18 protein-coding genes and 4 pseudogenes are annotated in these 20,127 nt (G+C 66.2%); 7 read left to right on the plus strand and 15 right to left on the minus strand.

All coding sequences use genetic code 11. The features are described from left to right. Nucleotides 1-36: 36 nt before the first annotated feature. From truB to KS03_RS26625, 9 genes are all read right to left on the minus strand, one after another. Nucleotides 37-993, minus strand: coding sequence for a tRNA pseudouridine(55) synthase TruB (gene truB, locus KS03_RS26585; protein ID WP_015875993.1), 957 nt, complete (start codon nt 991-993; stop codon nt 37-39). A gap of 36 nt (nt 994-1,029) precedes the next feature. Continuing rightward, nucleotides 1,030-1,398 carry a 30S ribosome-binding factor RbfA gene (gene rbfA, locus KS03_RS26590; RefSeq protein ID WP_015875994.1) on the minus strand — a complete coding sequence of 123 codons (369 nt, stop codon included), beginning with the start codon at nt 1,396-1,398 and terminating at the stop codon, nt 1,030-1,032. A gap of 113 nt (nt 1,399-1,511) precedes the next feature. Continuing rightward, nucleotides 1,512-4,478, minus strand: a complete 2,967-nt coding sequence (infB, locus tag KS03_RS26595) for a translation initiation factor IF-2 (RefSeq protein WP_017423930.1) — start codon at nt 4,476-4,478, stop codon at nt 1,512-1,514. Between the two features lie 93 nt (nt 4,479-4,571). Continuing rightward, nucleotides 4,572-6,047: a transcription termination factor NusA gene (nusA, locus tag KS03_RS26600; protein ID WP_015875996.1), complete on the minus strand. Its 1,476-nt coding sequence runs from the start codon at nt 6,045-6,047 to the stop codon at nt 4,572-4,574. Then, a complete protein-coding gene (gene rimP, locus KS03_RS26605) occupies nt 6,044-6,505 on the minus strand; it encodes a ribosome maturation factor RimP (RefSeq protein ID WP_015875997.1) in 462 nt (153 codons plus the stop codon). Before rimP ends, nusA begins: the two co-directional genes overlap by 4 nt. A gap of 304 nt (nt 6,506-6,809) precedes the next feature. Further along, a complete protein-coding gene (gene rluB / locus KS03_RS26610) occupies nt 6,810-8,525 on the minus strand; it encodes a 23S rRNA pseudouridine(2605) synthase RluB (RefSeq protein WP_039202366.1) in 1,716 nt (571 codons plus the stop codon). Nucleotides 8,526-8,586: 61 nt separating this feature from the next. Further along, a complete protein-coding gene (scpB, locus tag KS03_RS26615; RefSeq protein ID WP_015875999.1) occupies nt 8,587-9,669 on the minus strand; it encodes an SMC-Scp complex subunit ScpB in 1,083 nt (360 codons plus the stop codon). Between the two features lie 286 nt (nt 9,670-9,955). Further along, nucleotides 9,956-11,155 (minus strand): pyridoxal phosphate-dependent aminotransferase, encoded by a 1,200-nt coding sequence (locus KS03_RS26620; RefSeq protein WP_015876000.1) that lies wholly within the window; start codon nt 11,153-11,155, stop codon nt 9,956-9,958. Nucleotides 11,156-11,266: 111 nt separating this feature from the next. Continuing rightward, nucleotides 11,267-12,169: a LysR family transcriptional regulator gene (locus KS03_RS26625; protein ID WP_015876001.1), complete on the minus strand. Its 903-nt coding sequence runs from the start codon at nt 12,167-12,169 to the stop codon at nt 11,267-11,269. A 398-nt stretch (nt 12,170-12,567) separates the two neighbouring features. Between KS03_RS26625 and KS03_RS26630 the strand changes: the two are divergent. Together KS03_RS26630 and KS03_RS30570 are read left to right on the plus strand one after the other, a co-directional pair. Next, nucleotides 12,568-12,963: pseudogene (locus KS03_RS26630) on the plus strand (transposase); the annotation flags it as partial. A gap of 210 nt (nt 12,964-13,173) precedes the next feature. After that, nucleotides 13,174-13,440, plus strand: a complete 267-nt coding sequence (locus tag KS03_RS30570; protein WP_015876003.1) for a hypothetical protein — start codon at nt 13,174-13,176, stop codon at nt 13,438-13,440. A gap of 164 nt (nt 13,441-13,604) precedes the next feature. Here KS03_RS30570 and KS03_RS26635 read toward each other — a convergent pair whose 3' ends face one another. Further along, nucleotides 13,605-13,922, minus strand: a complete 318-nt coding sequence (locus tag KS03_RS26635; RefSeq protein ID WP_015876004.1) for a hypothetical protein — start codon at nt 13,920-13,922, stop codon at nt 13,605-13,607. Between the two features lie 188 nt (nt 13,923-14,110). On the opposite strand from KS03_RS26635, the gene KS03_RS26640 reads away from it, so the two are divergent. The 3 genes from KS03_RS26640 (at nt 14,111) to KS03_RS26650 (ending at nt 15,755) form a co-directional block, all read left to right on the plus strand. Then, nucleotides 14,111-14,827 (plus strand): YdcF family protein, encoded by a 717-nt coding sequence (locus KS03_RS26640; protein WP_017423839.1) that lies wholly within the window; start codon nt 14,111-14,113, stop codon nt 14,825-14,827. Between the two features lie 253 nt (nt 14,828-15,080). Then, nucleotides 15,081-15,341: a hypothetical protein gene (locus KS03_RS26645; RefSeq protein WP_015876006.1), complete on the plus strand. Its 261-nt coding sequence runs from the start codon at nt 15,081-15,083 to the stop codon at nt 15,339-15,341. Between the two features lie 156 nt (nt 15,342-15,497). Next, on the plus strand, nt 15,498-15,755 hold the full coding sequence (locus KS03_RS26650; RefSeq protein ID WP_015876007.1) for a hypothetical protein: 258 nt from the start codon (nt 15,498-15,500) through the stop codon (nt 15,753-15,755). Between the two features lie 56 nt (nt 15,756-15,811). Here KS03_RS26650 and KS03_RS26655 read toward each other — a convergent pair whose 3' ends face one another. From KS03_RS26655 to bamC, 3 genes are all read right to left on the minus strand, one after another. Continuing rightward, the gene (locus KS03_RS26655) at nt 15,812-16,102 is read right to left on the minus strand and encodes a putative quinol monooxygenase (RefSeq protein WP_015876008.1); all 291 of its coding nucleotides are present in this window, start codon (nt 16,100-16,102) and stop codon (nt 15,812-15,814) included. A gap of 166 nt (nt 16,103-16,268) precedes the next feature. After that, nucleotides 16,269-16,454 carry a hypothetical protein gene (locus KS03_RS31800; RefSeq protein ID WP_127913946.1) on the minus strand — a complete coding sequence of 62 codons (186 nt, stop codon included), beginning with the start codon at nt 16,452-16,454 and terminating at the stop codon, nt 16,269-16,271. A gap of 145 nt (nt 16,455-16,599) precedes the next feature. Continuing rightward, nucleotides 16,600-17,802, minus strand: coding sequence for an outer membrane protein assembly factor BamC (gene bamC / locus KS03_RS26660; protein WP_015876009.1), 1,203 nt, complete (start codon nt 17,800-17,802; stop codon nt 16,600-16,602). Nucleotides 17,803-18,028: 226 nt separating this feature from the next. On the opposite strand from bamC, the pseudogene KS03_RS31805 reads away from it, so the two are divergent. After that, nucleotides 18,029-19,194, plus strand: a pseudogene (locus tag KS03_RS31805) (IS3 family transposase). Here the strand turns inward: KS03_RS31805 and KS03_RS26680 are convergent. Continuing rightward, nucleotides 19,191-19,562, minus strand: coding sequence for a DUF1493 family protein (locus tag KS03_RS26680; protein WP_015876011.1), 372 nt, complete (start codon nt 19,560-19,562; stop codon nt 19,191-19,193). The pseudogene KS03_RS31805 and the gene KS03_RS26680 sit on opposite strands and share 4 nt — an antisense overlap. Further along, nucleotides 19,562-19,723: pseudogene (locus KS03_RS33265) on the minus strand (STM2901 family protein); the annotation flags it as partial. The gene KS03_RS26680 and the pseudogene KS03_RS33265, both read right to left, overlap by 1 nt. A gap of 82 nt (nt 19,724-19,805) precedes the next feature. Here KS03_RS33265 and KS03_RS30575 point away from each other — a divergent pair. Next, nucleotides 19,806-20,111 (plus strand): annotated as a pseudogene (locus KS03_RS30575) (transposase); the annotation flags it as partial. Nucleotides 20,112-20,127: the final 16 nt, after the last annotated feature.

The raw sequence follows: 20,127 nt of genomic DNA on the forward strand, positions 1-20,127 counted from the left end.
ACAGCACGACGCCCGGCAACGCGAGGCAGCGGGCCGTCAGCCCGCCGCCTCGCCGCTGACGACGAGCCGCTCCGGTGCCAGCACCCCATCGAGCAGGCGTGCCACGCCGAGCAGTTGCCCGGCGGCGTCGTACACCCGCACCCGCGCCCCGGCCTCGTCATGGGCGCCGGTCTCGGGCGCCGAGGCGAGCCGCAACCGCTGACCATGCCGGAACCGCTTAGCCTCCTCGGCGTCGAGCCGCACCGGCGGAAACGTCGAGAGCAGCGCATCGACGGGTTGCAGCCAGCCATCGCGCTCGGCCGCTTGCGCGTCCGACAGCGCGTCGAGCGTGACCGCGTGCTCGAGCGTCAGGGCGCCAACGCCGGTACGCCGCAGCGCCACCAGATGCGCACCGCAGCCGAGCGCCTCGCCGATGTCCTCGGCAAGCGTGCGCACGTAGGTTCCCTTGCTGCAGGTCACGCGAAACGTCACGTTGGGCAATTCGCAGGCGAGCAGTTCGAGCGCGTGGATCGTCACGTTGCGGCCCTCGCGTTCGACGGTCTGCCCGGCGCGGGCGTACTCGTAGAGCGGTTTGCCGTCGCGCTTGAGTGCCGAATACATCGGCGGCACCTGCACGATCTCGCCGAGAAAACGTGGCAGCACGGCCTCGACGGCGGCGCACCCGACCCGCACCTCGCGCGTCTCGATCGCCTCGCCCTCGGCGTCGCCGGTGGTGGTGCGGATGCCGAGCCGCATGGTTGCCTCGTAGGTCTTGTCGGCCTCGAGCAGATCCTGCGAGAACTTGGTGGCCTCGCCGAAGCAGAGCGGCAACAGGCCGGAGGCGAGCGGATCGAGCGTGCCGGTATGACCGGCCTTCTTCGCGAGATAGAGGCGCTTGGCGCGAATCAGCGCGTCATTGCTCGACAGCCCGACGGGCTTGTCGAGCAGCAGCACGCCGTCGAGCAGGCGCCGCGGCACGCGCGGGCGCTGGGAGCGTTGGGGAGCAGTCGTCATGGCGAAATCGGCAATCGGCGGAAGTCGGCGCGCGAATCAGTCGTCCTTCGCACGCGTCGAATTCGCCTGCTCGATCAGGCGCGACATCTCGACTGCTTTTTCGATCGTCTTGTCGTAATGGAAATGCAGCGTCGGCACCGTGTGGATGTGCAGGCGCTTGAACAGCAGGTTGTGCAGGTGGCCCGACGCGTGGTTGAGCGCTTCCTGGGTCTGCACGGGGTCGCCCGTCAGCGCCGTGAAATAGACTTTCGCATGCGCGTAGTCGGGCGTCAGCTCGACGCTCTGGATCGTGACGATCCCGATGCGGGGATCCTTCACTTCGCGCATGATGAGTTCGGACAGATCGCGCTGGATCTGGTCGGCGATCTGGACGTTGCGATTGGGAGAACTGCGTTTTTTCGTCATGGTGAATCCGTCTTTCCGTTCATTGGACGACCGGCGGCTTCGCAGCCGACGCCATGAAAATGGGCGGGACAGGCTTCACGCCTGTCCCGCCCATGATAGCCTTCACGCCGGCATTACAGCGTACGTGCGACTTCCGTGACCTCGAACACTTCGAACTGGTCGCCTTCGACGATGTCGTTGAAGTTCTTGAGCGACATACCGCACTCGAAGCCCTGGCGCACTTCCTTCACGTCGTCCTTGAAGCGCTTGAGCGAATCGAGCTCGCCCGTGAAGATGACCACGTTGTTGCGCAGCACGCGCACCGACGAGGAGCGCTTGACCACGCCGTCCGTGACCATACAGCCCGCCACCGAGCCGATCTTCGGCACCTTGAAGACCTGACGCACCTCGACCATGCCGGTGATGACCTCGCGCTTTTCCGGCGCGAGCATGCCGGACATCGCCGCCTTCACCTCATCCACCGCGTCGTAGATGATGTTGTAGTAGCGGATGTCGATGCCGTTGGTCTCGGCCAGCTTGCGTGCCTGGGCGTCCGCACGCGTGTTGAAGCCGATGATGACCGCCTTCGATGCCGTCGCGAGGTTGACGTCGCTTTCGCTGATGCCGCCAACCGCACTGTGGACGATCTGCACGCGCACTTCGTCGGTCGACAGCTTGAGCAGCGACTGCACCAGCGCTTCCTGCGAGCCCTGCACGTCGGCCTTGATGATGAGCGGCAGGTTCTGCACTTCCCCTTCGCCCATCTGTTCGAGCATGCTTTCCAGCTTCGCGGCCTGCTGCTTCGCGAGCTTGACGTCGCGGAACTTGCCCTGGCGAAACAGCGCGATTTCGCGCGCCTTGCGCTCGTCCGGCAGCACGATCACTTCCTCGCCGGCGCCCGGCACTTCGGACAGACCCTGGATCTCGACCGGGATCGACGGGCCGGCCGTCTTGGTCGGCTTGCCGTTCTCGTCGAGCATCGCACGCACGCGGCCGTAGGCGGTACCGGCCAGCACCACGTCGCCGCGCGAGAGCGTACCCGACTGCACCAGCACCGTTGCGACCGGACCCTTGCCCTTGTCCAGCTTCGCTTCGATCACGATGCCCTTGGCGGGCGCCTCGACCGGCGCCTTCAGCTCCAGCACTTCGGCTTGCAACAGCACGTTTTCGAGCAGATCGTCGATCCCGGCACCGGTCTTCGCCGACACTTCCACGAACGGCGAATCGCCGCCGTACTCTTCCGGCACCACGCTTTCGGCCACGAGTTCCTGCTTGACGCGGTCCGGGTTCGCATCCGGCTTGTCGATCTTGTTGATCGCGACGACGATCGGCACCCCGCCCGCCTTCGCGTGCGAGATGGCTTCCTTCGTCTGCGGCATCACGCCGTCATCGGCCGCGACCACCAGAATCACGATGTCGGTGGCCTTCGCGCCACGCGCACGCATCGCGGTAAACGCTTCGTGACCCGGCGTGTCGAGGAACGTGACGACGCCGCGCGGCGTCTCGACGTGATAGGCGCCGATGTGCTGCGTAATGCCGCCCGCTTCGCCGGCCGCCACCTTCGCGCGCCGGATGTAGTCGAGCAGCGAGGTCTTGCCGTGGTCGACGTGGCCCATCACGGTGACGACAGGCGGACGCGGCAGTTGCTCGGCGTCGACGCCGACTTCGCCCTCGACCAGCAGCGCTTCCGGATCGTCGAGCTTCGCCGCCAGCGCGCGGTGCCCCAGTTCCTCGACGATGATCATCGCCGTTTCCTGATCGAGCACCTGGTTGATCGTGACCATCTGGCCAAGCTTCATCATCACCTTGATGACTTCCGAAGCCTTCACCGACATCTTGTGCGCGAGATCGGCGACCGAAATGGTTTCCGGCACGTGAACTTCGCGGATGATCGGCTCGGTCGGCGCCTGGAACGACGACGCGCTGTCCTGGTGACGGCCGCGCCCCTTCGGGCCGCCGCGCCAGCCACGGTCGACGCCGCCGCTCGAATCGCCGCGTGTCTTGATCCCGCGGCGCTTCGAGGCGTCGTCCTGCCAGCCGCCCTTGCCCGCGCCCGGCTTCTTGTTGCGGTCAGCCGCGCCGGGAGCCGCGCTCGTGCTGGCCGGTGCCGCGGCCGCGGGCTTCTTCGCGGCCGGATTCGCCGGGCGCGCGCCGGCTTCGCCGGCCGGCTTCGCCGGCTTGTGCAGCGTGCCCTTCGCCTCGGCCGCCTTCGGTGGCTCGGCGGGCTTGGGCGGCTCCGGCGCCTTGACCTGCGCCTTGCGCGGCGTGGCCATCATCTCGCGGATCGCGCGCGCTTCGGCCTCGGCCTTTTCGCGGCGCTTGCGGATTTCTTCCTGCTCGGCGCGCGCCTTGTCGGCGGCTTCGCGCGCCGCGTCCTCGGCCTTCTTCGCCGCTTCGCGCTGGGCAGCCCGTTCGGCGGCCGCGCGCTCCTCGTCCTGATTCGACTGCGCCTGCTGCATGGCCGGCTCCTGCGGTGCCTGCGTCTGCTGGTCGCGCGCGGCCGCCTGCTCGGCAGCCGCCGCGGCCTGCGCCGCCTGCTGGGCCTGAGCCGCAGCCGCCGCGCGCTTCGCGGCTGCCTCTTCCTCGGCGCGACGGCGTTCCGACTCGGCCGCTTCTTCGCGCGCACGGCGCTCGGCTTCCTCGCGTTCGAGGCGCTCCTGGCGCTCGCGCAGCTCCTGCGCCTGCCGCTCGAGCAGTTCGGCCTCGCGGCGTGCCTCTTCTTCGCGGCGCTTCAGCTCGGCGTCGGCCGCCGCGTCGTCTGCCTGGTCCTGCGAGGCGTCGGCGCCGTTCTCGGCGACGTCGTCGCGCTTGACGAACGTCCGCTTCTTGCGCACCTCGACCTGAATGGTGCGAGCCTTACCCGTTGCGTCGGATTGTTTGATTTCCGACGTGTGCCGGCGGGTCAGCGTGATCTTGCGCTTGTCGGCGTCGGACGCACCGTGCGATTTACGCAAATGATCGAGCAGACGCGCCTTGTCGGTTTCCGACAGCGCATCGTCTTCACTCGCTTTCTGGACGCCCGCTGCCTGCAGCTGTTCGAGCAGCACACCAGCAGGCATTTTCAGTTCCGCGGCAAATTGGGCTACGTTGTTACTCGCCATTCATTCCTCTTAATGCAAGGACCGATTCCTTGCGGTTAGCATCGGGTCATGCGGCCTTCCGGCCGCCAAATATCAGTGCGCCATGGTCATTTCTCACTGGAACCAGTGTTCACGTGCTTTCATGATCAGCGCTTTCGCGGCTTCTTCTTCCACTCCGGTCATCTCGACCAATTCGTCGACGGCCAGCTCGGCGAGATCGTCGCGCGTCTGCACGCCGTTTTCCGCCAGCTTCGCCAACAGCTCCGACGTCATGCCTTCCAGGCTCTTCAGGTCGAGCGCAGCATTTTCCACCTTTTCTTCGTTGGCGATCGCCATCGTCAACAACGCATCGCGCGCGCGGTTACGCAGCTCGTGAACGGTTTCCTCGTCGAACGCCTCGATCTCGAGCATTTCGTTCAGCGGTACGTAAGCGATTTCCTCGAGGCTCGTGAAGCCTTCGTCGATCAGGATGTCAGCCACTTCTTCGTCGACATCGAGGCGCGCCATGAACAGACCGCGCAGACGATCGCGCTCTTCGTTCTGCTTCAGCGCGGATTCGTCCGGCGTCATGATGTTGATCTGCCAGCCGGTCAGCTCGCTCGCGAGGCGCACGTTCTGACCGCTCCGGCCGATCGCGACGGCCAGTTCGCTCTCGTCCACGACGACGTCCATCGAGTGCTTTTCCTCATCGACGACGATCGACTGCACGGCAGCCGGCGCGAGCGCGCCGATCACGAACTGGGCGGGATCTTCCGACCATAGCACGATGTCGATGTTTTCGCCACCGAGCTCATTGCGCACCGCCTGCACGCGCGAACCGCGGATGCCCACGCAGGTGCCGATCGGATCGATCCGCTTGTCGTAGGCGACCACGCCGATCTTCGCCCGAACGCCCGGGTCGCGGGCCGCCGCCTTGATTTCCAGCAGGCCCTGCTCGATCTCCGGCACTTCCATTTCGAACAGCTTCATCAGGAATTCCGGTGCCGTGCGCGACAGCTCGATCTGCGGGCCGCGCGCGGTACGATCGACCTTCGCGATATAGGCGCGGACGCGATCGCTCACGCGCAGGTTTTCCTTCGGGATCAGCTGATCGCGGCGCAGCAGCGCCTCGACGCGGCCCGACTCGACGATGAAGTTGCCCTTGTCGAGACGCTTGACCGTGCCGGTCATGATCTTCTCGCCGCGTTCGAGGTAGTCGTTCAGGATCTGCTCGCGCTCGGCGTCGCGCACCTTCTGCAGAATCACCTGCTTGGCCGCCTGCGCGCCGATCCGGCCGAACTCGATCGACGGCACCGATTCCTCGATGTAGTCGCCGACGTCGACCCCGGGCTGCTGCTCGCGCGCCTCGAACAACAGGATCTCGCGATCCGGCTCCTGGAGCCCCGCTTCGTCCGGCACCACGAGCCAGCGCCGGAACGTCTCGTGTTCGCCGCTCTCGCGATCGATCTGGACGCGGATTTCGGCGCCTTCGTCGAACAGCTTCTTGGAGGCCGACGCGAGTGCCGCTTCGAGCGCACCCAGCACGACATCCTTGTCGACGTTCTTCTCGCGCGCCAGCGCATCCACCAGCATCAACACTTCGCGACTCATTGTTTGCGGCTCCTAAAGTCAACTTGCGGAATCAGACGGGCTTTGTCGATATCGGCCAGCGTGAAATCCAGCATGGCCGCTTCGCCCTTCTTCATCTCGAATTCCAAACCGATCGTTTCGCCGTTCGGCGCATGCAGGATGCCCCGGTAGGTCTTGCGGCCTTCCAGCGGCTTTTTCAGGGTGACGGAGATTTCGCTCCCGGCGAACCGTTCGAAGTCGGCCAGCTTCTTCAGCGGTCGGTCGAGGCCCGGGGACGACACCTCGAGCCGTTCGTAATCGATGTTTTCGACCGTCAATACGTGCTGCAGCTGACGCGTGACTTTTTCGCAGTCGTCGATCGAGATGCCCGCTGGCTGATCGATGTAGACGCAGAGCATGCCGCGCCCGGTGCGCTCGAGATCGACCAGCTCGTAGCCGAGCCCGGTGACCGTGGTTTCTATCAGTTCCGTCAGTTGCACTGTGTCCTCTCGGATGTTCGCGCCCGCCGTTCGCGATTCACCCGCAGACGCGCGCCTTTGCTGGCGCAGGAAGCGCGCTACCCGAGATGCCCAACCGTTTCAGCAAAAAAAAATGGGCGAAACGCCCATCTTCTCACTCCGGTGGTCGCACCTGAGCCGCACAAAAAACCTGTACGACCAGCGACTCAGCGATTATAGCGTTTTTTAACTCAAACGCAAAGTATCGCCCCCGCGAAATCGGCCGGAAGCGCCGATTTCGCCTGGCTTCGCCGCGCGTTCGCCGCCGCAGCGCCGCGCCGACAAGTCAGCGACCGCGCGAGCGATTGCTGCGCGGCTGCTGCGGGCGTGCGCCGCCGCGCGCGTTGCCGCCGCCGTCGGCACGGTTGCCATTCGCATTACCACCGCCGCTGCGTGGACTCTTGCCGCCGCCGCGCTTGTTGCCGTTGGCGCCATAGGACAGACGATTTCCGTCGACGTCGCCGCCAGCGCCACGACGGTTGCCGTTCGCATTGCCGCCGTAGCCGCCGGCCGACGCGCCGCCCCCGGCAAAACCGCCGCCGAGGCCGGCACCGAAACCGCCGCCCTGGGCGCCGCGACGGCCGCCGCGACGCGGCTGGTCGAGCTGGCCGTGGGTGGTCAGCACCGGCTCGCGATTGAGAAAGCCCATCGAGGTCTGCATCGGGTCCGGCTGCTTGCGCTCGGCCGCGCCGGCCCCGCGCTTGCCGCCCTTCTCGTCGGCGGCGACCTTGAGGCCGACGGTCGCCATCAGCTTGCGTACCTGCGCCTCGTCGAGTTCCTCCCAGCGGCCCCGCTTCAGGCCGCGCGGCAACGAGATCGAGCCGTGGCGCGTGCGAATCAGGCGGCTCACCATCAGCCCGACCGCCTCGAACATGCGCCGCACCTCGCGATTCCGGCCTTCGGCGAGCGCCACGTGATACCAATGGTTGGTGCCTTCGCCGCCGCCGTCGCGGATACGCAGGAAATTGGCCGGGCCGTCGTCGAGTTCCACGCCGTGCAGCAGCTTCTGGCGCGAGGCTTCGCTGAGCTCGCCGACCACCCGCACCGCATATTCGCGCTCGACGCTGTAGCGCGGGTGCATGAAGCGGTTCGCGAGATCACCCGAGGTGGTCAGCATCAGCAGACCTTCGGTGTTGAAATCGAGCCGGCCGACCGCCAGCCATTTCGCCGTCTTCATCGGCGGCAGGCGGTCGAACACCGAGGCGCGGCCCTCCGGATCGGCATGGCTGACGATTTCGCCGGTCGGCTTGTGGTAGAGCAGCACGCGCGGCGGCTTGTTCGGCAGCTTGCGCTTGACCGGCTTGCCGTTGATTCGGACCTGATCGGTCGGCAGGATCCGCTGGCCGATATGCGCCGGCTCGCCGTTTACCGACACGCGGCCGGCCACGATCAGTTCCTCCATCTCGCGCCGCGAGCCCATGCCGGCCTCGGCGAGCACCTTGTGCAGCTTCGGCGCGTCGTCTTCGGGGGCGAGCACGCGCTTCTGCGGCTGGCGGCCGCGGCGCAGCATCGGTGCGCGCACGCCGCCGCCGGCTGCCGCGTTGTCCGCGTCGAAAGCCGGCGACGTCACGTAGGAGAAGATGTCGTCCTGTCCCGCGCCGCCGCTCTCGGCCGACGGCGCGGCGGCTGCCGCTGCGCCGCGCTTGGCCTGCGCGCCGCCGCGCGCGGCACCACCTTCGCGCTTCGCGGCGGGCTTGCGCGGCGCCTTCGGCGCGCCGTCCTTGCTGCGCGCGGCGCGCGGTGCCGGCGCCGCGGCGGGCGCCTCGGCATCGACCGCCTCGGCAGGCACGGCTTGCGCGCCGTCCGCCGCCGGCTCGGCCGTCTTCGATTTGGCCGCCGCGCGGCGGCGTGCGATCAGGCTGCGCGGGCCGCGGCGCAGGCCGCGGCGCGGGCGCTCCTCGCCGCCCGCATCCTGCGCGGACTGCTCGGGGGCACCGCCGGCGCGCGACGCCTGCATGGCCTGCGCGGATTCGGACGAATCAGTGTCGTGGGTATCTGTCAAAACAACCTCGAAATGTCAGGTCTCGCGCCCCTCGCGGGCGCGGCAATCTCATCTGGCCGCGTCAAGCGCGGCGCTGCGTGGGCGCATCCCGATCCGGCGATTGCTCGCCGGACGTCGCGTCGCCCAGGGATTCGGCGGATTCGCCATGCGCGTGGTCGCCGTGTGCTGGGTCTGCATCGGCCGAATCGGCCTCCTGCTGCCCAGCCTGCACCGTCGCGCGGCTCGCTCCCGCCGCGCGATCGCGCGCCGCCTCGTCGGCATCGGGCGCGCGGCCCGGTGTTTCCTTCTCGACCGCAGCGGGCAACGCGGGTTCCGACGCGTCACCGAGCGGGTCGGCGTGGCCGGAAAACCGGCCGTCGGCCTCTTGAGCCGTGTCTGCTTCGCTCGCCGGCTGCCCGATCCGCGCCTCGGCCGGCACTGCGGCATTCGCCTGCTCTGCGGCACCGGCCCGTGGGCCTTCCCGGCCGGCCGTCTCCGCACCGGCCGACGCCGCGTCCGCATGCTGCAGCGGGGCGCCGGCCGGCGCCGCCCCGTGTTCCGGGAACTCCGCAGGCACGGCAGGATCGGCGTCGGACACGCCATCGGCGAATTCCATCGATGCCTGCGCCAGCAGGCTCGCCTCCAGGTGCGCGGCGGGCTCTTCGAGCGCGGGCAGATCGTCGAGCGCCTTCAGCCCGAGATCGTCGAGAAACTGCTTCGTGGTCGCATAGAGCGCCGGGCGCCCCGGCACGTCGCGATGGCCGATCACCTCGATCCAGCCGCGATCCTCGAGTTGCTTGACGACCTGGGTATTCACCGTCACACCGCGGATTTCCTCGATATCGCCACGCGTGACCGGCTGGCGATACGCAATGATCGCCAGCGTTTCGAGTACCGCGCGCGAATATTTCGGCGGTTTTTCAGGATGCAATCGATCCAGATAAACGCGCATCGCCGGCTTGCTCTGAAAGCGCCAGCCCGTGGCCAGCGCGACGAGTTCGACACCGCGGCCGGACCACGCCTCTTTCAATTCTTCGAGCAACGTGCGGACCGTGTCCGCCGACACGCCATCGGCAAAGAGCTTGCGCAGATCGCCTAACTTGAGCGGTTCCTGCGCACAGATCAAAGCAGTCTCGAGGACGATCTTCGCCTCTTGGGTATTCATGCAGCTAGGCCAGACCCTCTGGTCAAACGAACCGGATCAAAATACGAAACAGACGAAAAGGAACAGAAGACGCGCTCGCCCGATTCTGATCGGTCATATTGATGGGAGCACGAACCGGGGGTGGCGCAACCTGCTCTAAGCCTGACCCTGACCGGACGGAACAGCGCGAAACCTTGATGGATTCGCGTGACTGAGCGCCATATTACGCAAATTCGAACGAGGCGTAAAGCCGCCGGATCGCTTCGGTCGTATATCGCGGGCAGCCCGGCTGGCGCGGCTACCGGCATCAGGCGCCGGTTCGGCGCAGGAATGCTTGCAAACGTTGCACACCGGCATCGAGCCGCTCGGTGCTGCAGGCATAACACCAGCGGACGAAATCCCCGCCCTCGTCGCCGAAGGCGCGCCCCGGCGCGAGGCCGACCCCCGCCTCACGCACCAGCCGCTTGCAGAACGCGAGGCTGTCGTGCACACCCGGCAGCCGCAGGAACAGGTACATCGCCCCGTCCGGCGCCGCGACGGACACCTCCGGCAAGGTGTTGAGCGCCGCCACCAGGTGGTCGCGGGCCGAGCGCAACGCGCCGACGAACTCGGCCACGAACGGCTCGCCGTCGCGCACCGCGGCCACGCCGGCCGCCTGCACGAAGCCCGGCGCACACGACGTGTTGTATTCGATGAGCTTCGAAAGCCCATCCATGACGCGCTCCGGCGCAACCAGCCAGCCCAGCCGCCAGCCCGTCATCGCCCAGGCCTTCGAGAACGAGTTGACCACGATCACACGCTCGTCGCGCGAGGCCAGATCGAGAAACGACGACGCGCCGCCAGCGGCGAACGCGAGCCGTTCGTAGACCTCGTCCGCGACGATCCAGATGCCGTGCCGCCGGCAATGCTCGAGTACCGCGGTCTGCTCGGCCCGCGACATCGTCCAGCCGGTCGGATTGTTCGGGGAGTTGACGAGCAGCATCCGCGTGTCGGGCGTGAGCGCCGCCAGCAGCCGATCGAGATCGAGCCGCCAGCCCGCCTCGCCATGGTCGAGCGCCACACATTCGACGTGGGCGCCGAGTATCTTTGGGATTTCGACGAGGTTGGGCCAAAGCGGCGTGAGCGCGACCACGCGGTCCCCGCCGCCGACGAGCAGTTGCGCTGCCAGCATCAGCGCGCTGACGCCGGCGCTCGTGACCGCGATCTGGGCGGCGCGGGTCGCGCCGTGGCGCGCTGCGACATAGGCGGCCAGCGTCTCGCGCAGCACGGCCGTCCCGAGATTGTGCGTATAGAACGTGTTGCCGTCCGCGAGCGCCGCGCCGGCCGCCTCGCGAATGAAGGCCGGCGTGACGCGATCCGATTCGCCGAACCAGAACGGCAGCACGCCGTCCACGCCAGCGCCGGCGTTCGCGACCTCGCGAATCAATGACGGCCTCAGCGATTCGACGCATGTGCGCGGCCCCCACGGAGCGGGCGCCCGTCTCACCTCGTTGCCGACAAGATCCACGCGACTCTCCCGGTTGGTCCATACCCGTCAGTGTAGCGGCCCGGACGACGACACAGCGCCGCGCAACCGATACCGAGCGGCCGGTCCGGCCCCGAGCGCCGCGCCGCCGTATCAGTCGAGATCCTCGGCGCGCGCCGGCATGCCATGCATGAGCCCCCAGACCGCCTCGGCCGCCGGCGACAGCGAGCGGTCGCGGCGTCGGATCAGCTCGACCGTGCGTTCCGCGCGCGGCGTCAGCGGCCGCGCCACCAGCGACGAGCCGGCCGGCAGCGGCAGGGACAGCCAGGGCAGCACGCTGACGCCCACGCCCGCCTCGACCAGCCCGAACACGGTCGCCGAATGGCCGAGTTCCTGCACGACCGATGCACCGATCCGATGCAGCGCCAGCGCCGCGTCGATCAGCGGCCGGCTACCCGACGCGTAATCGAGCAGCACCAGGCGCTCGCCTTCGAGCGCGCTCCACGGCACGCTGGCGTGCGCGGCGAGCGCGTGATCGGCGCGCGCGATCAGGCAGAACGAGTCGGTCATCAGCGGCTCGCAGACCAGCTCGGTTGCCGCGAGCGGGCCGATCACCACGCCGAAATCGACCTCGCCCGACTTCACCTTGCGCAGCACGTCGCTCTGCACGTCGTCGCGCAGCCCAAGCGTGACAAAGGGAAACTGCCGCTCGGCCGCCGCGACCACGCGCGGCATCAGCCGGCAGGCGACGGTCGGGCTGGCGGCGACCAGCACGCGCCCGCGCCGCTGCTCGCCGATCTCGCGGATTTCGCGCAGCGCGTCGTCCAGGTCGCCGAGCAGCCGCGAGACGCTGGCGACCAGATTCGTCCCCGCATCGGTCAGTTGCACGTCGCGCGTGGTGCGGTCGATCAGCTTCAGGCCGATCTCGCCCTCGAGCTCACGCACGCAGCGGCTGACCGCAGACTGCGTAAGGCCGATCTCGTCACCGGCCCGGCTGAAGCTGCGCAGACGCGCAACCGCGATGAACACCCTCAGCTGGCGCAGGGTGATATTCATTGAATGCCCTCATCAATCTCATGCTTCGATGCGAGATTGTAGGGCTTGCCTTCCCGTCGCATTCGCGATGAATCGGTGCGGTGCAGCAACCGCGCTCACGCACGCCGCACGGGCCAGATTGCACAAGATTGGTGATTGTCCCGATTTGCCGCAGGGGCATTTTGGCGTCTTATACGCCCCTAGCTGACTCGGCTGTCGGCCCGGTGCGAAGCGGCTTTCACGGGGATGGCCGTCAACGTGGCACGCTTCGTGCATCAAGTCGTGTACAGGGTCGCGGGACACTCCGGACAACGGAGCGAACCGGCACCCCCACCCGGCACCCGATGCGGATCGGGTGCTTGAAGAGTGCGCGGCGCGGGGCAGCGCACCGGAGTTAGCTTCGCTGAGGTGAGGACATGATGCTGTTCGACGATTTGAAGGATAACGAATGGGCGCTGGTCGAAGGACTGTTCTGCGCGGAACCGGCTCGCAGTGAGCGCCGTGGTCGTCCCCGCGTGGAAGCACGTTCGGTCGTGAACGCCGTTCTGTGGGTGTTGTCGACGGGCGAAGGCTGGTCGAAACTTCCCGGCCGCTATCCGTCGCCGCCGACGTGCCGTCGGCGCTTCGACGAATGGCAGGCCGACGGCACGCTCGCCGAAGTCGTCAAGCGTCTCGGCACGAGCGGCCGCCAGATCTCGTTGCGCGGCCGAATCGGCGCCAGCGCCGTGAAGCCGCCCGCACCGCCGAGCCGCGATCGCCTGCGCGGCGCCTTCTGGACCAATCCGGAATCCTGGCGCGCGCCGGTCAAGATGGCGTGAGGCGCGGCTGGTTGCGAGCGGTGCCAGCGACCGCAACCGCCGCGACGGCAACGCGCCGTCCTCCGGCACGCGGTGCGCGGCCAGCCTCGGCCCGGCCGCGACCGCGAAACATCTCCTAACCATTGCTTACAGTGCGCTCGCGCTCCCGCCCTTATCGTTCGGATTAAATGAACGGGGCCGCATCGACGGCCCGAGGGAGCCCGAACCATGCGGAGCAACATGCGGCTCGCGACAACGAGCCTGATGCTGGCATTGGCGCTCGTCCAGCCTGCGCGGGCGGACCGGCGCGGCGGGCCTCCATTCGCCCATCACGGCCAGGCCGGGCACGTCCAGCCACAACCGGCGCCGCCAGCCGCCCCGCCGAATGTCGTGCCGCGCGGCGACTTGCGCGGCGATATCGCAAGCAACGTCCGCGGTCGCAACGCCGCGCCGCCCGCTCCGCCGCTGTCGTCAGGATTTGCGCCGCACCGCTGAGTGGGTACGTTGGCCGCCGCCGACCGCAAAATTCTTAGTGGCCGGGAACTGCGCGCCGAGCGGCCAGTCACACCAAAGCCATGTGAGCGGTCCTGGCAACAGCCAAATGTACCCGGTATCGCCCGTATCCCCCGATACGGGCGTTTTTTTCAGCGCAACCGAATCTACAGACGGCTTTCGAGGACCGACACGGCGCCGGCCTCGCTGAGCGCGTAGTCATCGGCGCGGCGATCGATCCAGGTCGGCAGACGCTCGGCACGTTCGAGCCGAGCGAACTCGGCGCGCCCCGACTCCGTGAGCACCGCGATATCGACCGGGGCATGAAAGCCCGGAGCCGGTGCCACGGTCTTTTGGCGCACCGTGTCCATCAGTCCAAGGTTGCGAAGGTATTCGAAGACGTTCGGGCGCCGTGCCCACGGGACCTGCCGGTACTGCACCCGCCGCAGGGCATCGAGCACTGCTTCGTTGGAATACGTGGCCATCTGGACTCTTTCTCAAAGTACAGCGATCTGCAGGCGGTCCCGCCAGCCGGCACCGCCATGCAAGGACAGGTGGGCACCGCCTGTAATCCCCCTGCGCCTTTCTCATCCGTCCCCGTTACGCTACATTTCGCAGCGATTCGGCCCGGATCTGACACAACCGAGCAAAAAGTTACCTTACCCCATTCAAATTGATTCTGTTCAATTCATTTGTGCTGCTCTTCGCAGCCGCCGCCTTCTGGCGCACCCGGCGTGCCACCCTCATCACGCTTGGCCTGGCGCTGCTGGCGGGGATCGCCACCGGCTGGCTGACCGCCCCGCTCGTCGCGCTCGCCGAATCCGGCGTGGCGCCCGCCGAGCCGCCGGTCTTTGCGGGACGCACCGCGATCATCGTGCTCGGCGCCGGCATCAAGCGCCACGACGGTCTGCTCGTGCCGCCCGAGAACGGGCTCGCCCGCATCGCCCGCGCGGCCGAACTCCATTCGGCCTGCCAACGAAGCGGGGCCCGCTGCACGGTAATCGTGACGGGCGGCGACCCGCACCGGCATGGCACCACCGAAGCCGACTTGTATGCCCCGCTGCTGCTCGCGCGCGGCGTGCCCCCGCGCGACCTGACACTCGAGCGGCGCAGCCGCACCACCTATGAAAACGCGCAGTACACGGCTCCTATCCTACTCGCCAAACATTACGATGAGACGATTCTCGTGACCTCTTCGTACCAGATGCGCCGCGCCCTGCTCGATTTTGCGAGATTCGGCGTGACGCCCCAGCCGGTATTCGCGAATCGGGATCGGGCGATCTGCGGCTGGAGGCCGCGCTGGACGAACTTCGTCACGGCGTCACGCGCCCTGCACGAAATCGCCGGGATTATTCAATTTTACGCATATCGCCGGCTTGGCTGGTTCTGAAGCGACGCGGCGCGCCGCCGCGACAAGCCCGCAGGCGGCGCGTAGGCAGCCCGCAGCCAGCCGTGCAGCCACGCTCACACGCAGATGGCGCGACGATGTCGGCGCCGCCGCTGTCGCGCGGGCAAGACGCTGGCGCCACGGCCCGAGCCGGATGTGCATCGATCCGTCACTTTTGCTACACTCGGCTCACTCGGTTGCTGTGCCGGACTCTTCGGCAAACTCGGGTCCATCACCACTTAGCGGAGGTAGAGCAATGAAGAAAATGTCCCTGGCTATTCTGGTTTCGATGTCGGCTCTGACCGGCGCGGCCTACGCGCAAGAAAGCACGACGATCACGACGATCACCGATCCGGCCAAGATTGCGGAAATCGAGCAACGGGCTCAAGCTCTGCAGCAGCAGCAGGAGGCCCAACAAGCCACCGAAGCGCAACAGCCGGCTCACCATCACCATCACATGATGAAGAAGGCGCACAAGGCGAAGAAGGCAGCGGCTCCGGAAGCGGCCAGCCAGTAAGCGCGCCACCCGCAGTCCGCGGCCCGCATGGCCGTCGCAGGCCGAATCCGGCGCAGCCGGGTTCGGCTTTTTTCATGGTTCGGCAGATACCGCGTGCTGTGCTAAAGTCGCGCACCCGACATTTCCAACCGTGCGCACCGTGGTGCGGAGGACAGAATGAGCAATATCCAACTGGACATCGAATGGACCGAAGAGGCGACGCGCAAGATCAAGCAATTGATGCCGCGCGGCTCCGACGATGCGTTTCTCGCCCTGCCCCCGATCGAATGCCTGCCGATGGAAGGCGACGTGCTGTTCCTCGGCCCGCAAGGCAAGCAGCAGCCGTTCATCGTCGTGGAGCGGCAATATCACCATGACGGCGACGCCGACTGGACGATCATCCTGATCCTCGACGTGCCGAACGCCGCGCACTGACCTCCCAGCGGGGCGGCCCGGACGCTGCGCGCACCGGGCACCGGCCGCCGCCGCGCTCACGCGACCCGTTGCATCACGCGCACTTCCACGCTTTCGATCAACCCGGCCGCATTCTGCCGATAGGCAAGCATGTGGGCCGCCTGCCGGTGGGCAGCCAGCGCCGCGTCGCTTTCCCAACGCTCGAAGAACACGAAGCGCCGCGGATCGTCACGATCGCGGTGCAGGTCGTATTGCAGCGCTCCTTGCTCGACGCGGGTCGGTCCGATGATGGTACCGAGCTGCTCGAACAGCGCGTCCTCCATGCCCGGCTTGGCAATGATCGTGGCAACCACGGCGACTTCTGACATCGTTCGGCTCCTGGCCTGATTCGGGAACGCGCAGCGTACACGAATCCGGACGAGCCGGCCGCGAGGTCGGCGGTCCACAAAAAAATTGCCCGCGCTTCCTTCGAAGCGCGGGCAAAACCGTCGCCCTACGAGGATAGGCGACGGGGCCAGCGGGGCCCGTGCACGGTCACGGGCCATCAGGCGGGTCGGGCGTGGAATCGTCCGCGCCACGCAAAGCGGTGATCGGTCGTGTCGGCATCGGCGATGCCAGATTGGCGGTGTCACGCGCGCCGCATTCGGCCACATCGATCGATGCATTTAAAAGCATCTTCCGTGCCAGATCAAAAATTCTTATTAAGTCTTTGATTTTCAAGAGTTAACGATCGCGCAACAGCTGATGCACCGGAATATGGCAGGCGCGTTACCAAGTAACGTTACGTAACGCACGCTCGTTTCCACGACACCAATGAAAAAGCCCGCCGTCGGGCGGGCTTGGCAACCGGAGCGCGGGTGCGTGGTCAGCGCAGCTGATCGGCGAGCAGCCCCATGATCTGGCGGGCGGGACTGGACATATCGATGTTACCGCTCGCATCGACCACCGCGACGCGCGTCTGATCCTGCGTCAGCGCCTTCACGTTGACGAGGTATTGCTTCGCCGTCTTTTCCTTCTTTCCGTGGAAGAGCTGGCTCCAGAACCCCTGCTCGGCCGAGCTCAGATCCTTCGGATCGACGTAGCGCACGTAGTAGAGCCCCTTCGAGCGGTCGCGATCGTCAACCGTGAAATTCGCACGATCGAGCGCGAGCCCCACGCGCAGCCACGAGCGATCATACGGCTCGCCGAGCATGACTTCGGATGGCACGTCGGCCGTTTCGTTGGAGCTGCGCGGGCCTTGCGAGCCTACACTGGTGACGTTCTGCGCTGCCACCGCGGCTGCCGCCGCGTCGCCGCCGGCCGGCTTCACTGCCGAGGCCGGCGCCGGCGCCGTAGCGGCCTTGTCGCCGCCGGCCACCTTGCGCGAGTCGTTCTGGGCAAGCACGACCATCAGCCGCTTCAGGTATTCGGTTTCGAGCCCCGGATCGTTCGGCCGCATTTCCCACTTGCTCGAATCATTGTTCGGTCCGGTGAGCGCCTCGCGCATCCCCTTCTGGCTGATGAACACGTAGGTGCCGCCGTTCGGCGCGGTATCGAGGCGCGTGCGGTACTTGTTGCGCTCAGCCGTGACGTAGGAATTGCCCATCGCCTTCGAGATCACGCCGCGAATCAAGCCCTGGTTGATCGACGGACGCGTTTCGTTCCAGTCGGTTTCCATCACGCCCTTGTCGCGCTGGTCGACCACGAGCAGGAAACCCTGTTCCTGCCAGAAACGGCGCACTTGCGGCCAGACTTGGGCCGGCGTCTGATGGTCGATCACGAGCCAGCTTTCGGTGCCGTCGCGCTGCAGGTGCATGCCCTGCGTAGGCGGCACGACCGTATCGGTGGTCGGCGCGACCCGCTGGGTCTGCTGCAGACTCGACAGCGACGTTTCACCGCCCTGCGGCGGCAGCGACCGCTGATCGGCCGTCTCGTCCATCATGTTCGGCGGGACCGCGAGCGATACCTCCTTGTTCTTGGAATCGCTCTTGTAATCGATTTTCGTGGGCGACGGCGAACTGCACCCTGCCACGAACGTACCGACTGCCAGCACAACCGCGAACCGCTTGGTAAGACGAAGATCAGACATGTTCAGGGAATCCTTCCGCGAGTGGCCACGGGTACTTTTCCGTGGATCAACATTGCATTTTACCGGGCTCGCACCGCCAAGTGCAAAAAGAGCGCACGCAATCGTGCCGGCCCGCTCGGGAGCGGCAAATTCACTCGCCCCGATCCACGCTCACCTGCCCCGACGTCCCCCCGCCCTTGAGTAGCACGACGCGTTAGCGTCCAATCACGCAGTCCGGAGATTGGGCATGAAGAAACGATTCACCGAAGAGCAGATCATTGGTTTCCTGCGCGAGGCGCAGGCCGGCTTGCCGATCAAGGAGCTTTGTCGGCAGCATGGCTTTTCCGAGGCAAGCTACTACCTGTGGCGCAGCAAGTTCGGCGGCGTGAGCGTGTCCGACGCGAAGCGCCTGAAAGAATTGGAGGCCGAAAACAACCGGCTGAAGAAGTTGCTCGCGGAATCGATGCTGGAGAACGAAGTCACCCGGGAGGCGCTGCGAAAAAAGTGGTGAGCGCACCGTCACACCGAGACCTGGTGCGCCATATGATCTACGGCGGCTTGAGCGAGCGACGTGCGTTGCGGGTGATCGGCATGAGCGCCAGCGCTTATCGCTATCCGCCCGCGCCGGACCGCAATCTCGCCTTGCGGGCGCAGATCGTCGCGCTAGCGCAGCGGCACCGTCGCTATGGCTCGGGCATGATTTAGCTGAAGTTGCGGCAATCGGGCATGGTCGTGAACCACAAGCGCGTGGAGCGGTTGTACGCGCAAGAGAAGCTGCAGGTGCGCCGCCGCAAGCGCAAGAAGGTTCCGGTTGCGCCACGCCAGCCATTGGGCCGACCGTCGGCAGCCAATCAGGTGTGGTCAATGGATTTTGTGTTCGACCGCACTGCTGAAGGCCGCGTGCTCAAGAATCTGACCGTGGTCGACGATGCCACGCACGAAGCCGTAGCTATTGGGCCGGAGCGGGCAATTGGCGGGCACGTATTGACGCGCATTCTCGATCGCGTGGCATTGTTTCGCGGTTTGCCGAAGGCGATTCGGACCGACAACGGCAAGGAGTTCTGTGGACGGGCGATATTGTTCTGGGCGCATCGGCGAGGTGTGAAGCTGTTTCTGCTTGAGCCTGGCAAGCCGAATCAGAATGCTTACATCGAATCGTTCAACGGTCGATTCCGCGACGAATGCCTGAACGAGCACGGGTTCACGAGCCTGTCTCATGCGAAGGTGCTGATCGAGGCGTGGCGACGAGAGTACAACGAAGAGCGGCCGAAGAGATCGCTGGGCGGGCTGACGCCTGCGACCTACGCTCGCCAACTGATGGCGAACGCCGAAATCGAGATTTCCCCGGGCCCGGATAATGCAGAGCCGCCCGAAGGCGGCGGCGCGGCGCTATGGACTTGCCGACACGACTAATTCTTCCCGTCTGCCCACGCCTCAATCTCGGCGGTGCTCCAACGACCACGGCGCATTGCTTCGGCCAGCATCCCAAGGGTCAGCGGGACGAGTTCCGGGGCTCGGTGCTTCTTTGAGAACAGCCCGAGAACTGACTTGATTACATCGAGACTCTCGGGGCCAAAATATCGATTGTATGGAAAGCCTTGGGCCTCGATGCTGAACGTCTCGGCCCATTTGTCGATGAACTCGACGGCATCGAGGCCCGTCAAACGGAGGTCTTCCTCGATTCGGCTATCTGGCGTCAACTTCAACGGACCACCGAAGATCGGCCTGCCTAGCTCTTCGCGGGCGAATGCTTCCAGTCGATCCCAAGTCGCATCTGCCATTACAGCACCCGATCCTCTGGCTTCACGATCCGGTTGTAAGATACCACGGTGTTCCGCATGATGATGATTGCATCATTCGACAGCAACACTACGCCGACTACGGGAATTGCCCGGCCGGCGAACGCCCCGAGGCTTCGCGTCATTGCGATGCGACGCTGACCGGCATCCTGTTCGTTCTCAAGACCGGACTGCCTGTCGCGACCTGCCCCGCCGAGATGGGCTGCGCTTCGGGCGTGACATGCAGTGCGCGGCCATCCCCTGAGAAGACCGCGTGTGGTGGACGCCGATCGTGGTTACGACTCCGAGCGGCATCGACGCGCGTTGCGCGATCGTGGTATCGAGCCGGTGATCGCCAAGCCTCGTACCGAACATGGCAGCGGCCTTGGCAAGTATCGCTGGGTCGTCGAACGCACGCATGCCTGACTCCATCACTTCCGTCGCCTCCGCATTCGTTTCGAGCACCGTGCCGATATTCACGGCGCGTTGCTCGAACTCGGCTGCTACTTGATCTGCTGGAACACCTTGCAGCGCACTCAGCAGTCTTTATGAAACCGTCCATTAGTAA

The sequence above is a fragment of the Burkholderia glumae LMG 2196 = ATCC 33617 genome (assembly GCF_000960995.1).
Lineage (GTDB): Bacteria > Pseudomonadota > Gammaproteobacteria > Burkholderiales > Burkholderiaceae > Burkholderia > Burkholderia glumae.

What these genes read in the sequence shown, in the direction of transcription:
- truB (WP_015875993.1), bottom strand. Translation starts at nt 993, where the DNA reads ATGACGACTGCTCCCCAACGCTCCCAGCGCCCGCGCGTGCCGCGGCGC.
- rbfA (WP_015875994.1), bottom strand. Translation starts at nt 1,398, where the DNA reads ATGACGAAAAAACGCAGTTCTCCCAATCGCAACGTCCAGATCGCCGAC.
- infB (WP_017423930.1), bottom strand. Translation starts at nt 4,478, where the DNA reads ATGGCGAGTAACAACGTAGCCCAATTTGCCGCGGAACTGAAAATGCCT.
- nusA (WP_015875996.1), bottom strand. Translation starts at nt 6,047, where the DNA reads ATGAGTCGCGAAGTGTTGATGCTGGTGGATGCGCTGGCGCGCGAGAAG.
- scpB (WP_015875999.1), bottom strand. Translation starts at nt 9,669, where the DNA reads ATGAATACCCAAGAGGCGAAGATCGTCCTCGAGACTGCTTTGATCTGT.
- KS03_RS26625 (WP_015876001.1), bottom strand. Translation starts at nt 12,169, where the DNA reads ATGAATATCACCCTGCGCCAGCTGAGGGTGTTCATCGCGGTTGCGCGT.
- KS03_RS30570 (WP_015876003.1), top strand. Translation starts at nt 13,174, where the DNA reads ATGCGGAGCAACATGCGGCTCGCGACAACGAGCCTGATGCTGGCATTG.
- KS03_RS26635 (WP_015876004.1), bottom strand. Translation starts at nt 13,922, where the DNA reads ATGGCCACGTATTCCAACGAAGCAGTGCTCGATGCCCTGCGGCGGGTG.
- KS03_RS26645 (WP_015876006.1), top strand. Translation starts at nt 15,081, where the DNA reads ATGAAGAAAATGTCCCTGGCTATTCTGGTTTCGATGTCGGCTCTGACC.
- KS03_RS26650 (WP_015876007.1), top strand. Translation starts at nt 15,498, where the DNA reads ATGAGCAATATCCAACTGGACATCGAATGGACCGAAGAGGCGACGCGC.
- KS03_RS26655 (WP_015876008.1), bottom strand. Translation starts at nt 16,102, where the DNA reads ATGTCAGAAGTCGCCGTGGTTGCCACGATCATTGCCAAGCCGGGCATG.
- bamC (WP_015876009.1), bottom strand. Translation starts at nt 17,802, where the DNA reads ATGTCTGATCTTCGTCTTACCAAGCGGTTCGCGGTTGTGCTGGCAGTC.
- KS03_RS26680 (WP_015876011.1), bottom strand. Translation starts at nt 19,562, where the DNA reads ATGGCAGATGCGACTTGGGATCGACTGGAAGCATTCGCCCGCGAAGAG.